Source organism: Curtobacterium sp. MCLR17_031 (genome assembly GCF_003234775.2).
Taxonomy (GTDB): Bacteria; Actinomycetota; Actinomycetes; order Actinomycetales; family Microbacteriaceae; genus Curtobacterium; species Curtobacterium flaccumfaciens.
On the sequence record NZ_CP126270.1, the window covers coordinates 1,298,628 to 1,311,329 of the forward strand.

At 70.7% G+C, this 12,702-nt stretch carries 17 protein-coding genes; 8 read left to right on the forward strand and 9 right to left on the reverse strand.

Going from position 1 to position 12,702, the window contains the following annotated elements:
- Positions 1-153 precede the first annotated feature (153 nt).
- The 3 genes from DEI96_RS06260 to DEI96_RS06270 all read left to right on the forward strand — a co-directional run bounded on the left by DEI96_RS06260 (position 154) and on the right by DEI96_RS06270 (position 2,734).
- Positions 154-540, forward strand: a complete 387-nt coding sequence (locus DEI96_RS06260; protein WP_111024475.1) for a MerR family transcriptional regulator — start codon at positions 154-156, stop codon at positions 538-540.
- 170 nt (positions 541-710) lie between these two features.
- Positions 711-1,523 carry an HAD-IIB family hydrolase gene (locus tag DEI96_RS06265; RefSeq protein WP_146246949.1) on the forward strand — a complete coding sequence of 271 codons (813 nt, stop codon included), beginning with the start codon at positions 711-713 and terminating at the stop codon, positions 1,521-1,523.
- A complete protein-coding gene (locus DEI96_RS06270) occupies positions 1,520-2,734 on the forward strand; it encodes a glycosyltransferase family protein (RefSeq protein WP_027464806.1) in 1,215 nt (404 codons plus the stop codon). Before DEI96_RS06265 ends, DEI96_RS06270 begins: the two co-directional genes overlap by 4 nt.
- Positions 2,735-3,140: 406 nt before the next feature.
- Here the strand turns inward: DEI96_RS06270 and DEI96_RS06275 are convergent, their stop codons facing one another.
- The 3 genes from DEI96_RS06275 to DEI96_RS06285 all read right to left on the reverse strand — a co-directional run bounded on the left by DEI96_RS06275 (position 3,141) and on the right by DEI96_RS06285 (position 4,942).
- Positions 3,141-3,341 (reverse strand): hypothetical protein, encoded by a 201-nt coding sequence (locus tag DEI96_RS06275; protein ID WP_110864786.1) that lies wholly within the window; start codon positions 3,339-3,341, stop codon positions 3,141-3,143.
- A 95-nt stretch (positions 3,342-3,436) separates the two neighbouring features.
- Complete coding sequence (locus tag DEI96_RS06280) at positions 3,437-4,486, reverse strand: LLM class flavin-dependent oxidoreductase (RefSeq protein ID WP_111024477.1); 1,050 nt, start codon at positions 4,484-4,486, stop codon at positions 3,437-3,439.
- 63 nt (positions 4,487-4,549) lie between these two features.
- Positions 4,550-4,942, reverse strand: coding sequence for a VOC family protein (locus DEI96_RS06285; RefSeq protein ID WP_111024478.1), 393 nt, complete (start codon positions 4,940-4,942; stop codon positions 4,550-4,552).
- Between the two features lie 70 nt (positions 4,943-5,012).
- On the opposite strand from DEI96_RS06285, the gene DEI96_RS06290 reads away from it, so the two are divergent.
- A complete protein-coding gene (locus tag DEI96_RS06290; protein WP_111024479.1) occupies positions 5,013-5,879 on the forward strand; it encodes an SMP-30/gluconolactonase/LRE family protein in 867 nt (288 codons plus the stop codon).
- Positions 5,873-6,475, forward strand: coding sequence for a hypothetical protein (locus tag DEI96_RS06295; protein WP_111024480.1), 603 nt, complete (start codon positions 5,873-5,875; stop codon positions 6,473-6,475). The genes DEI96_RS06290 and DEI96_RS06295 overlap by 7 nt, the downstream gene beginning before the upstream one ends.
- Before the next feature lie 6 nt (positions 6,476-6,481).
- Here the strand turns inward: DEI96_RS06295 and DEI96_RS06300 are convergent, their stop codons facing one another.
- Positions 6,482-6,631 carry a hypothetical protein gene (locus tag DEI96_RS06300; protein WP_181438962.1) on the reverse strand — a complete coding sequence of 50 codons (150 nt, stop codon included), beginning with the start codon at positions 6,629-6,631 and terminating at the stop codon, positions 6,482-6,484.
- A 241-nt stretch (positions 6,632-6,872) separates the two neighbouring features.
- Between DEI96_RS06300 and DEI96_RS06305 the strand changes: the two genes are divergently transcribed.
- The 3 genes from DEI96_RS06305 to DEI96_RS06315 all read left to right on the forward strand — a co-directional run bounded on the left by DEI96_RS06305 (position 6,873) and on the right by DEI96_RS06315 (position 9,188).
- Positions 6,873-7,100, forward strand: coding sequence for a hypothetical protein (locus DEI96_RS06305; protein ID WP_181440572.1), 228 nt, complete (start codon positions 6,873-6,875; stop codon positions 7,098-7,100).
- A gap of 22 nt (positions 7,101-7,122) precedes the next feature.
- On the forward strand, positions 7,123-7,962 hold the full coding sequence (locus DEI96_RS06310) for an acyl-CoA thioester hydrolase/BAAT C-terminal domain-containing protein (protein ID WP_181440573.1): 840 nt from the start codon (positions 7,123-7,125) through the stop codon (positions 7,960-7,962).
- 218 nt (positions 7,963-8,180) lie between these two features.
- Complete coding sequence (locus DEI96_RS06315; protein WP_152377666.1) at positions 8,181-9,188, forward strand: SPFH domain-containing protein; 1,008 nt, start codon at positions 8,181-8,183, stop codon at positions 9,186-9,188.
- A 24-nt stretch (positions 9,189-9,212) separates the two neighbouring features.
- Here the strand turns inward: DEI96_RS06315 and DEI96_RS06320 are convergent, their stop codons facing one another.
- From DEI96_RS06320 to DEI96_RS06340, 5 genes are all read right to left on the reverse strand, one after another.
- Complete coding sequence (locus tag DEI96_RS06320; protein WP_111024482.1) at positions 9,213-9,527, reverse strand: DMT family transporter; 315 nt, start codon at positions 9,525-9,527, stop codon at positions 9,213-9,215.
- A complete protein-coding gene (locus DEI96_RS06325) occupies positions 9,527-9,874 on the reverse strand; it encodes a DMT family transporter (RefSeq protein WP_111024483.1) in 348 nt (115 codons plus the stop codon). The genes DEI96_RS06320 and DEI96_RS06325 overlap by 1 nt, the downstream gene beginning before the upstream one ends.
- Complete coding sequence (locus DEI96_RS06330; protein WP_111024484.1) at positions 9,871-10,485, reverse strand: TetR/AcrR family transcriptional regulator; 615 nt, start codon at positions 10,483-10,485, stop codon at positions 9,871-9,873. Before DEI96_RS06330 ends, DEI96_RS06325 begins: the two co-directional genes overlap by 4 nt.
- A gap of 134 nt (positions 10,486-10,619) precedes the next feature.
- Positions 10,620-11,888 carry a sugar ABC transporter permease gene (locus DEI96_RS06335; RefSeq protein WP_035807698.1) on the reverse strand — a complete coding sequence of 423 codons (1,269 nt, stop codon included), beginning with the start codon at positions 11,886-11,888 and terminating at the stop codon, positions 10,620-10,622.
- Positions 11,885-12,649: an ATP-binding cassette domain-containing protein gene (locus DEI96_RS06340; protein WP_110864792.1), complete on the reverse strand. Its 765-nt coding sequence runs from the start codon at positions 12,647-12,649 to the stop codon at positions 11,885-11,887. Before DEI96_RS06340 ends, DEI96_RS06335 begins: the two co-directional genes overlap by 4 nt.
- Between the last annotated feature and the right edge of the window lie 53 nt (positions 12,650-12,702).

Below are 12,702 nucleotides of genomic sequence, written 5' to 3' on the forward strand. Positions count from 1 at the left end.
CTTCGTCGCGCGCACTGACCGTGTGCGGCCAGGGACCCGAACCTTCCGCGACGGAAGCGTTGGTCGCGTCTGACTCTAACGCAACGGAAGGGTTGCTGCGCAAGCATCGGTACGATCGGTCAGGACCGGGCAACCGGGCGGAAGGGGCCAGCAGTGACGGACGCGGCAGGAGCATCGACGATGCGGATCGGTGAACTCGCCGACCGGACCGGGCTCTCCATCCGGACCGTGCGGCACTACGACGACGTCGGGCTGCTCCACCCCACCGGACGGACCGAGGGCGGCTTCCGGCTGTACTCCGACGACGACCTGCAACGCCTGCTCGTCATCCGTCGGATGAAGCCCCTCGGCTACTCCCTCGAGCAGATGGCTGAGCTCCTCGGCATCCTCGACGGGCTGCAGGTGGCGGACGGCGCCGAGCGCGACCGGCTGCAGGCGCAGCTCGACGCGTACGTCGTCGACACCGAGGAACGCCGCGCGAAGCTCGCTCGCAACCTCGAGTGGGCCGACGAGTTCCTCGGCATCCTGCGCGCGCACTGATCCGCCGTGACGGACTGGAGGCGCGGTGCCAGCTGGCGCCGTGCCTCCCGTCCGTCCGCTGGTCGCGTCGCGCGACCGACGCCGGCTTGTTCACCCAACCGACGCATGCGCGTGGCAGGGTGGTCCGGGGCATCGTCGCCCGCAGCCCAGCCAGCCGCCAGCGGAGCACGATGCCAACACCCGACCTGATGATCGTCACGGACCTCGACGGGACGTTCCTCGACCACCACGACTACTCGTTCGACGCGGCGCTGCCGATGCTGGAACAGCTGCGGGCGGACGACGTCCCCGTCGTGTTCTGCAGCAGCAAGACGCGTGCCGAGATCACGGTGCTGCAGGCGCGCACCGGGCTCGACGGACACGCGTTCGTGGCGGAGAACGGCGCGGTCGTCGTCGGACCGGCGGGCGACGTGCTGGTCGGACCGGTCGCCGGCGACCTCGAGCGGCTGCACGCAGAACTCGACCGCGTCCGCCGGGCACTGGAGCTGCACTTCGAGACCTTCGGCGGCGTGACCGACGCGGTCGTCGCCGCGTGGACCGGCCTCGACCTCGAAGCGGCCGGACGAGCGCAGCAGCGCGAGGCGTCCGAGGTGCTGCTCTGGCACGCCGAGGACGACGACCGGGCGGACGCGTTCCGCGCGGCGCTCGCCGCGGTCGGCCTCGACCTGGTGCGCGGCGGCCGGTTCTGGCACGTGCTGCCGGCCGGCCGCGACAAGGGCGCGGCGGTCCGGACGCTGATCGCCGACCACGAGCGTCGGACGGGCTCGGTCCCGCGCACGATCGGACTCGGTGACGGCCCGAACGACACCGCGCTGCTCGACGTCGTCGACTTCGCCGTCGTGGTCCGCGGACACGGCCCGGCACCCGGACCACTCGCCGACGACCGCCCCGAGCGCGTCCACCGCACGACCGCCCCCGGCCCGCAGGGCTGGACCGAGGGCCTCACCCGGTTCACCACCCCGTCCGTCAGGAGCCACCGATGAGCGACTTCCACCAGAACGGCGTCATCACGACGTTCCACGACCTCGGTCGCCGCAGCACCGCGAGTCTCGAAGAGGACCTGCGGGGCTTCGCCGAGAAGCGCCCGATGAGCCTGATCCTGCCGGCGCTGTACTCCGAGCTCGAGCGTCCGGCACTGTCGCGGATCGTCGACGAGCTGGCCGAGGCCGACTGGCTCAGCGAGATCGTGATCGGGCTCGACCGCGCCGACCGCTCGCAGTTCGAGCACGCCCGCGAGTTCTTCTCGCGGCTGCCGCAGCGGCACCGGATCCTGTGGAACGACGGGCCGCGACTGCGCGAGCTCGACGCCGAACTGGAGCGCGCGGGCCTGGCGCCGGGGGAGCCCGGCAAGGGCCGGAACGTCTGGTACTGCACCGGGTACGCGCTGGCATCGGAGCGGGCGGACTGCATCGCCCTGCACGACTGCGACATCACCACCTACGAGCGGGGCATGCTCGCGCGGCTGTTCTACCCGGTCGCGAACCCCGCGTTCGACTACGAGTTCTCGAAGGGCTACTACGCCCGCGTCGCCGACGGCCGGATCAACGGCCGCGCCGCACGGCTGCTCGTCGGGCCCCTGCTCCGCTCGCTCCGCCAGGTCTACGGGGAGTCCGAGTACCTGGAGTACCTCAGCAGCTTCCGGTACCCGCTGTCCGGCGAGTTCGCGATGCGCGCCCACGTGCTGAACGGCCTGAAGATCCCCGGCGACTGGGGACTCGAGATCGGCATGCTCTCCGAGGTCTACCGCGACTACGCGACCCGGCAGGTGTGCCAGGTGGAGATCGCCGACGCGTACGACCACAAGCACCAGCCCCTCGCCGAGGCCGACGGCACCGGCGGCCTCGCCCGGATGGGCAACGACATCGTCCAGTCGCTGCTCCGGAAGCTCGCGACCATGGGCGTCCCGCTCACGTCCGACTCGTTCCGGGTGCTCAAGGCGACGTACTACCGGAACGCGCTCGACATCGTCGAGGTGTACCGGCACGAAGCCGAGATGAGCGGGCTCGCGTTCGACCAGCACGCCGAGGAAGCCGCCGTGGAGCTCTTCACCAAGGCGATCCTCGACGCCGGCGGCGCCTTCACGGCGCGGCCGAACGACAAGCCGTTCATCCCGAGCTGGAGCCGGGTGCGCTCAGCGGTTCCGGACGTGCTCGACCGGCTGCGGGACGCGGTGGAGGCGGACCAGCAGGACTGACCGGTTCGCTCGACCGGGTGACGGCGTCGACGGAGCCGTCAGCGACCAGACCGGCGCAAGCCGTCGAGGGGTACCCACCCTGGCTGCGAGCGTTGCCACGATCGGAAACGGTCGATGCGCCCCTGCGCGGCTGCCACGGCAGGCCGAGCCCGCCGGATCACGCGGCTCCGCAAGACGAGGAAGCCCGAGCCCACGAGGACGAAGAAGCCCGCCAGAGCGAGCCCCGTAAATCGGATCGGACCGACTACCGACCAGCCGATCGAGGCGCCGCCGAGCGCACACAGCACACACCCCCAGAACAACAGTCGGCTCGCGGTGTGCCGGAAGGTCCGGACGAGCCGTTCATCGTGTTCGATCGTCGGCGTGCTGCCGGGCTCTGACTCTGCGAACCCCACCCGGAGCCGCATCACGAGCCCCAGATGACGTACGCGACGACCCCGAGGACGACGACACCGCCGATGGGAACGAAGAAGATCCAGTCGTTCCGGATCGGCGCGCTACCCGGTTGATGGTCTCGCTGGAACGGGGCGACCGGGTTGCCGCTGACCCCGGGGAGGAAGTCGGTCGAGTGCTGTCGGACCGGTTCTTCGGGACGCTGGTCGTGCATGTGACCCCCCAGAGTCGACGGGTGCTGATGACCCTCCCGTCGATCTTGCCCGACGTCGGGTGCCTTGACCACCACCGGTGCAATCGGCCGACTCGTCATCCGTGCTGCGGGTCCCACCCGTCGGATCCTGGCGCCCAACCGAGTTCCGGACCGAGACGCTCAGCGATGTCCGTGATGATCTGCGCGTAGTCGTCGGGCTCGAACGAGAAGGGGAGCGCGAAGGCTACCTCGGTGACCGCCTGGTAGCCGACGTCGGCACGGAGCCAGTCCGCGATCTCGGCCGACGTGCCCACCAGGTCGGCGGCGAAGAGCATCCCGGCGGGGCCCTGCGGCACGCCGACGCGACCCGAGCGGCTGTCGACGTAGGCGCGGTAGCGGGCCGCTTGCTCGGCGGTCGCGGTGTCGGTGGGGATGACGACCAGGCCCTGCGAGACGCGGGCGGCAGCGGGGTCGGGGTGGACGTCGAGGTAGGCGTCGATCTGGGCGCGCTGGTTCGTGGCGAAGTCCGTGCCGACCTCGCTGCGGGTGACGCTCGAGGTGAGCAGGTGGAAGCCGTTCTCGCCCGCCCACACGGCCGACTTCGTGCTGCCGGTGCCGTACCAGATCCGGTCGGCCAGGCCGGCGCTGTGCGGCTGGACGGTGCTCGCGAACTCCTCGATGCCGCGGCGTTCGACGGTCGCGGTGGCCGTCACCGGGTCACCGCGCACCAGGTCGCGGAAGCGCAGGAGCCGGTCGTTGCCGAGGTCCTCGTGCTCCAGGGTGTCGGGGTAGATCGCGTCGCGGTACAGGTCGAAGTTCATCGGCGTGCCGACCGAGAACCCGGGGTTCAGACGGCCGCCGAGCAGGACGTCGACCGTGCTCAGGTCCTCCGCCAGGCGGAACGGGTTCTCAGCACCGAGCGGGGTGACGGCGGTGCCGAGGTCGATGCGCGAGGTGCGCTGCGAGGCCGCCGCCATCACCGCGACGGGGGAGGAGATGCCGTGCTGCACGTGCCGGTGGCGCAGCCAGGCGCTGTCGAAGCCCAGGGCCTCGGCGCGCTCGATCACGCGCAGGGTGTCCTCGTGGCCCTCGGACGGTCGTGCGGGGTCGAACGACCCGATCGTCAGGAAGCCGAGCCGGTGCAGGGGAGTTCCGTCGAGGGGCATGGGTCGATCGTGCCAGATGCGGCGTCCGTTGCGACTGTCCGTGACCGTCGTGCAGCCGCCGGGTCAGTCACCGCTCTCCTTGATCAGCGCTTCGACGTTGTTGCCGTCCGGGTCGGACACGAACGCGGTGTACGCGTGGTACTCCGGCCAGTAGCGCGGCTCGTGCCGGGACACCCCGCCGGCGGCGACGGCCTCCCGGTGGAAGGCGTCGACCTCGCTCCGTGACCCGGCCTCGAACGCCAGGTGGAGTCCGCGCGTCGTCGCCTCGGGGGTCCGGGCGGTCTCGAGCGAGACACTGGGGGTGTCGTCCCCGTGCTGCCAGAACTCGGCGACGGCGTCCGTGCGGTAGCCCGCTCCGATGCCGAGGGGCGCGAGGGCGGCGGTGTAGAACGCGTCGCTCGCGGCGAAGTCGCTGGCGAAGACGCCCAGGTGGTGGATGAGGTGACGACCCGGCATGGGACGACCCTAGGCCGCCGTCACGGCATCCGTCCGGGCAGCTTCCCGGTCCCGCTGGCAGGGTGGATCCGTGCACATCACCCTGGACTCAGCGACCGACATCGTCATCTCCGGCATCCGCTTCCCGGAGGGCAACCGCTGGCACGACGGGCGGCTCTGGTACTCGGACATGCACACCGGCGAGGTGTTCTCGGTCGACCCGTCCTCGACCGACGGCCCCCGGCTCGAGGCCACCGTCGGCGGGCAGTCATCAGGACTCGGGTGGCTGACCGACGGACGGCTCATCATCAGCTCGATGGAGTCCCGCACGGTCGTCGCCGTCGAGCCGGACGGCAGCACCTCGGTGTTCGCCGACCTCTCCACGATCGAGTCGTCGCTCGTGAACGACCTGGTCGTCGACGCCCAGACCGGCCGGACCTACATCGGTGCCTTCGGCTACGACCTGTACGCGGGTGAGGAACTGCGCCCCGGCCCGCTCTACGTGATCGACCCCGACGGCTCCGTCCGCCTGGCCGCCGAGGGCCTGGTGTTCCCGAACAGCGCCAACATCCTGCCCGGCACCCGGACCCTGGTGGTCAGCGAGACGTGGGGTGGCCGGCTCACCGCGTTCGACATCGAGGACGACGGTTCGCTGACCGGGCGGCGCGAGTGGGCAGCCCTGCCCGGTGGCGTGACCCCGGACGGCAGCACCGTCGACCGTGACGGCGCGATCTGGGTCTGCTCGGTCGACACGGGCGAGTTCCTGCGGGTCGTCGAGGGCGGCGAGGTGACGGACCGCATCGACGCACCCGGGGACTGCGCGATCGACTGTGCCCTCGGTGGCGAGGACGGGCGCACCCTCTACCTGGCGACCGCCGACAGCTACGACCCGGCCGTGACGGCGACGACGCGCGCCGGTCGGATCAGTTCGGTGCGCGTCGAGGTCCCCGGGTGGTGAACCCGAGCGACCTCGCCGAGGCGACGCGTCGTGCCGAGTACCTGGTCGAGCACGGGCCGACGGTGGTCGTCATGTCGCAGCAGGCGGGGTTCGCCGGCCTGTCGATCCTGTGGGCGTTCATCAGTGTTCCCTCCGTGCTCCGCACCGACTCGGTCATCTGGTTCCTGTTCGCCCTGGCCGGAGCGGTCGTGAACGTGACCGCATGGGTCCGTGCTCGACGCCACCGCAGGCTGCTGCCCTACCTCGTCGAGACGCCGCATCAGCCGCTCGGCGCGCTCACCCCGGCGGACCGCAAGTCCGTGAGACGACAGATCAGCGGGAGGGCACCAGTGGCGCCCGATGCCGTGCCGCTGGTGCGGGCGATGCTCGCGTGGCAGCGTCGGTCCACCCGGACCTCGGCCCCGACCCTGATCGGCACCGGGCTGAGCCTGTTGGGACTCGGCGGGGCCTCGGCCACGACGTTCGGTTGGGGTTGGGCGTTCCTGGTGTTCATCGCCGTCGTCGTGGTGTTCGTCACGGTCGCGACGGTGATCGGCGTGCGTCGAAGCCGCCGAGTCCTGGCCGAGCTCGATCGGGTAGGGGCGCCCGTCTCCTGAGCCGGGTCAGTCGCTCGGCTGCGCTCCCGGCCCGAGCGCGATCACCGTGCCGAGGAACCGTTCCGGTTCCATGTCGACCTCGTCGAAGCGGACCGGGTCGGCAGGGGAGATCGGGATCACGCCGGACACTCCGAGGTCGGTCCTGAACCAGACCATCGGTGCGGGCGTCCGACCCGCGCGCGCATCGCGGAGCGCCGCATCAGCCAGCTGCGGCCACAGAGCTTCTTGCTGTGCGGAGACACGCATCGTCGTCGCACTGATCGTCAGGATTCGCACACGTCATCATGCGCTCCCGACGACCGGTTGGGGCAGCGGCGTCGTCAACCTGGTGGTGCTGGTCGTTCTCCTCGCGCCCGTTAGCGTGGTGCGGGGAGGTCGTGATGGACAGTCGTCACTCATGCGGAGCGACGCGGCCTGGCGCGCTGGGCACCTCACCGCCCGCCGGGTCACGCGGCCGTTGCTCATCGGTGCCGCGATCGTGGCGATCGTGTCCGTTCCGGCCCAGCTCATCCCGGCGCTCTCCGTGGTGCTGCTCGGGCTGTCCTTGGCGACCACGCTGGCGGCGCTCGTCGCCGGTGCGGTTTCGGCATCCCGCGCTGCGAACAGCGTTCCGCGCGACGGTTGATCGGAGCGGCCATGCTGGTCCCGTGCAGCGAATCGGTCTGAAGGACCCTGAAGGCGTTCGGTTCGTCCCGCCTGTCGGATCGGGGACCGGCGTCCTGGTGCTCGCTGGGTCGAGCGGGCGGATCGACGAGGACCGCGCGCGTGTCTTCGCCGGACTCGGGCACTTCGCTGAATCGATCCGGTGGTTCGGGGGAGCCGGCCAGCAACCGGGACCGTGGTCCGTCCCGCTCGAGCTCTTCCTCGCCCGCATCGACGAACTCGAGCGGAGCTGCGACCGTGTCTGGCTCGTCGGGACTTCCATCGGCGCCGAGGCCGCGCTGGTCCTCGGTGCGCACCGCCCCTCGGTCGCGGGCGTCATCGCGTTCGCACCCACGGACGTGGTGTGGCCCTGGCCGGACGGCGCCGGCGCCGGCGCCGAACGATCACACTGGACCCTCGACGGATCGCCACTGCCGCACGTGCCGCTGGCGTGGAACACCTGGCGGCGGGAAGAACCACCCCGCTTCCGATCGCTCTACGAACACTCGTACGAAGCTGCCCCGGACCGGGTTCGGGCAGCGGAGATACCCGTCGAGCGGATCCAGCAGGTCGTCCTGATCGCCGGTGAGGACGACCAGGTCTGGCCGAGCGCCCAGAACGCTCGACGCATCGCAGCTCGGCGGACCGCGGCTGGGTGCGCGACGACCCTGGTCATCGATCGGGACGCAGGGCACCGGGCGGTCCTGCCCACCGAGCCGGTCGTGGCCGGAGGGACCGCGATGGTGCGCGGCGGTACCGCGGTCGCCGACGCTGCGCTCGGAGTGGTGGCACTCGAGGCGATCCGTGGTGCCCTCGACCAGGACCGCATCCGTCCACCGAGCTGACAGAAGGGGCTGTTCGCCGCCGCTCGGTGCGAGGTTGCACACATGGTGCGAGGCATCCGGGCTCGCACCAGGTGTGCAACCTCGCACCAGACGGAACCGGCGCCAAGCGACCGGGGCGACACGGACGGCGCGCACCGCCCGCCACCACGCGCACCCGCGTCACCCGCACCCCTCCGGGTACGGCAGACTGCACGGACAAGCATCCAGGAGTGATCGTCATGTTCGTCGCCGCCATCGTCTTCCTCGTCATCGCGCTCGTCGCGCTCTTCTTCCGAACACGCACCTACTCCACCCCCGCACGCCCGGCCACACCCGGTCGCGAAGCACGTCCCGCCGTCCCGACGCGCCGCCCGAACCTCATCGCGACGTGGACAGCAGCCGCCGCCGGCGTCCTGTTCGTCGGGCTCACGCTCGGCAGCACCTTGTACGCGCAGGACACGGGCGAGTCGAAGGTGCAGGTGGACATCTCCGGCAACATCGTCGGACAGACCACGGACTCCGGGTTTCACTTCAAGGCGCCGTGGGCGACGCTCCACACGTTCAACATCCGGAACCAGACCGTCACCTACATCAACGCGGTGAACGGCTCCGACTCGGACAACAACGGCAACGTCCGCTCCGGCCCGTACGTCACGGTGCAGGACCAGGACGGCGTCTCGTCGAACGTCAGCCTGAACCTGCAGTACAGCATCGACGCGAAGTCGGTCACCGACATCTACCGGTCGTACAAGACCGAGGAGAACTTCAAGACGCAGTTCATCGGCAACTCGGTGCGCAGCGTCGTCCGCCAGGTGCCGAACGACTTCACCACCATCGAGCTCATCACCAAGCGCGGCACCGTCGAGAAGGCGATGATCCAGGCGCTCGAGACGCGCTGGAAGGGCTCCGGCGTGCACGTCGACAACTTCGCACTGCAGGAGATCACCCCGCCGAAGTCGGTCATCGACGCGTACGCCACGGCGCAGCAGGCGCAGATCCAGGTCACGAAGGAGCGCGCGCTCCTGGATGCCAAGAAGGTGCAGGCACAGCAGCAGGTCGCCGAGGCGCAGGGTCAGGCCGACGCGAACGAGGTCCTCAACGAGCACCCGCTCTCCGACGCCGCGCTCAAGCAGCGCGAGATCGAGGCGCTCAAGAGCGCCGGCGACAACGGCTCGCTGATCGTCGTGCCGCAGGGCACCGACAACATCCTCAGCCTGCCGGGGACCTCGGGTTCGAAGAGCAAGTGACGGCGTCGGGCCCCTGCGCGGCGCTCAGTGCCCGAGTTCGACCAGGAACACGCCGACGATGATCAGCGCGATCCCGCCGAGCATGAGCGCCGTGAGCGGTTCGCGGAAGAGCACCCGTCCGAGGATCGCGGCCAGGGCGACGCCCGTCGCGGCCCAGATGCCGTAGGCGACCCCGATCGGCAGGCCGAGCGTCAACGCCACGGCGAGCAGGCTGAACGCGATGAGGTAGCCCGCGACGACGGCGACGTACCAGACGCGTTTCCCGTCCGTCGCGAGCTTGAGGCTGATGGTCGCACCGACCTCGGTGGCGATCGCGATCGCGAGCAGGACCCACCCCATCAGCGGGCCTCCTGCTCGCGACGTGCGAGCGCCCGCTGGGACCCGATCTCGACCAGGAGCACGCCCACCGCGATGAGCGCGATCCCGATGATCATCGTGAGGGTCAGGGCCTGCCCGAACAGGACGGCGGCGAGCACCGCGGTCAGCGCGACCCCGGACGCGCCCCAGATGCCGTAGGCGACCCCGACGGCCATGCCGCTCCGGAGCACCCGGATGAGCATGACGAAGGCGGTGACGTACCCGACGGCGACGACGGCGTACCAGGCGGGTTGCTCGACGGCCGCCTGCATCGACAGGGCACCCGTGACCTCGGCGACGATCGCTGTCCCGAGGAAGAGCCACTTCACGAGGCACCTCCGCCGACGAGACTGGCGATCGCCCGAGCCGCCGTGGCGACGGTCTCGGAAGCGGCGGTGTCGTCGCGGTCCGCGAGCCACGACCCGCTGACGCCGTCGGCGGTCGCGATGAGCAGGCGTGCGACCTGCTCGACGGGTACCACCCACGTGATCCCGTCCTCGTCCGACCAAGCGTCGACGTGGACGCGGACGGCCTCGAGGTACGCACCTTGTTCCCACGCGGCGAGCTCTGCCAGGTCGGCATCGCGACGGGAGTGCGTGACGAGTTCGACGAGGGCGAGCGCGGTCGCCGGGTCGCTCCGGGTCCGTCCGAGGTGCGCCGTCAGGCCGGCGGCGATCCGCTCCCGTGGGTCGAGCCGTGTGCTCGGCGTCGCGAACGCGGCTGCCATCGCACCGCGCAGCTGCCGTTCGAGCACCGCCCGGAACAGTGCCGACTTCGAGGCGAAGCAGTAGTGGAACGCGCCGTGCGGCAGTCCGGCGGCCGTGGTGACGGCGCGCGTCGTGAGCGCGGCGATCCCGCCGTCGCGCAGGACGGCGATCGCGGCGTCGACGAGTTGCTGCCGCCGCTCCTCGATGCTGCGGTGCTCTTGGTGGAGGGTCATGGACCGACCGTACTGCCGGACTTGGCCAGATGGCCAAGTCCGGCAGCGAACTGTCAGGGACGACGGACGGGAGGCACGGTGCCAGCTGGCACCGTGCCTCCCGTCCGTCCGCGTGGCGGGGTCCAGGGCCCCGCTCAGGCCGCGCCGTGACTGGCGCGGCTGCGCCGCGAGAGCGAGTCGATGATGACGGCCAGCAGCAGGACCGCGCCGGTGATCATGTAGCGGATCGACGAGTCGAGGCTCAGCAGGGTGAGCCCGTTCGAGATCGACTGGATCACGATGATGCCGAGCAGTGCCGACCAGGCGCTGCCGCGGCCACCGAACAGGCTGGTCCCGCCGATGACGGCTGCGGCGATCGCGTTGAGGTTCGTGTCACCGGCGCCGGACGACAGGCTCGCCGAGTTCAGGCGGGCGGCGGCGAGGATGCCGCCGACGGTGGCGAAGAGCGAGGTCAGCATGAACACCGAGATGTAGATGCGGTTCACCCGGATGCCGGAGCGCCGTGCGGCCTCGACGTTGCCACCGACCGCGAAGACAGAACGGCCCCAGCGGGTGCGCTTCAGCACGAAGTTCATCAGCACGACCAGCACGACGAAGAACACGAACGAGGTCCCGGTGCCGAAGTCGCGCGACAGGTACCAGACCATCAGCGCGAGGCCGAGGAACAGGGCGACGGCCTTCACGACGGTCAGGGACATCGCCCCGGTCGACAGCCCGGCACGGCGACGACGGGCAGCGCGGCGGACCTCGGTGAAGAAGAGTCCTCCGGCGGCCAGGACGGCGAGCAGGTAGGCGAGCCACGGCGGCAGGTACGACGCCGACGCGAACTGCACGATCGGGGAGTCGTACGGCAGGTTGATCGAGCCGTTCGGGCCGAGGATGAGCAGCTGCAGCCCGAGGAACCCGAGCAGACCGGCGAGCGTGATGACGAAGCTCGGCACCCCGAAGCGCGTGAACAGCAGGCCGTAGAGCAGACCCGCGGCGGCGCCGACGGCCAGGGCGACGGTGAGCACGAGCCACAGCGGCCAGCCGAGCGTCGTGAGGCCCTGACCGAGGATCGCGGCGGAGAGCCCGCTGACGCTGCCGACGGACAGGTCGATCTCGCCGAGCAGCAGCACGAGGACGATGCCGATCGCGATGGTGCCGACCGCGGCGCACTGCAGGGCGAGGTTGACCAGGTTGCCCGGGGACAGGAAGTCGGGGGAGAGCGCCTGGAACACCGCCCAGATGACGATGAGCCCGACGACCACCGGCAGCGAACCGATGTCACCGCCGCGCACCCGGCGGACGAACGCCTTCGCCGCGCCGCCGATCCCCTGGTCGCGCAGGAGCCGCTCGTCCTGCAGGTCGGCCGCCGAGGGGGTCGGGGTCGCTGCGGTGAGGGTCTCGTCGGTCTTGCTCATGCGCTGGTCTCCTGCTCGGTGCGGGCGGCGGCACGACGGGTGACGGCGTTGTCGGTGGCGCCGGTGATGGCCGCGATGATCTCCTCGTAGGAGACGTCGTCGATGCGGAACGTGCCGTTGTTCCGCCCCAGGCGAAGGACCGCGACCCGGTCGGCGACGGCCTGCACGTCCGCGAGGTTGTGGCTGATGAGGACGACGCCGAGCCCGCGCTCGCGCAGGCGTTCGACGAGGTTGAGGACCTCGGCGGTCTGCGCGACACCGAGTGCGGCGGTGGGCTCGTCGAGGACGACCACCTGCGGGTCGCCGATCAGCGAGCGGGCGATCGCCACGGTCTGCCGCTGCCCACCGGACAGCGACGCGATCGGGATCCGCACCGACGGGATCCGCGCGGCGAGCTGCTGGAGGAGCTCCCACGATCGGCGCTCCATCTCCTCTTCGTCGAGGAACGGGTGCGCGATCTCGCGCCCGAGGAACAGGTTCGAGACCACGTCGAGGTTGTCGGCGAGGGCGAGGTCCTGGAACACCGTGGCGATGCCGAGGGTCTGGGCCGCCGCGGGGTTCGGGACGCTGACCTCGTCGCCGCCGAAGGTGATCGTGCCACCGTCCGGCGTGTAGACCCCGGCGAGGATCTTCACGAACGTCGACTTGCCGGCGCCGTTGTCGCCGACGATGGCGACCACCTCGCCCGGGTAGACGTCGAAGTCGATGTCGCTGAGGGCCTGGACGGCGCCGAACCGCTTGGTGATCCCGCGCAGGGACATCACCGGGTCGGCGGAGGGGTGTGCTGCTGGTGACGCGTTGCTCACGGGTGTCG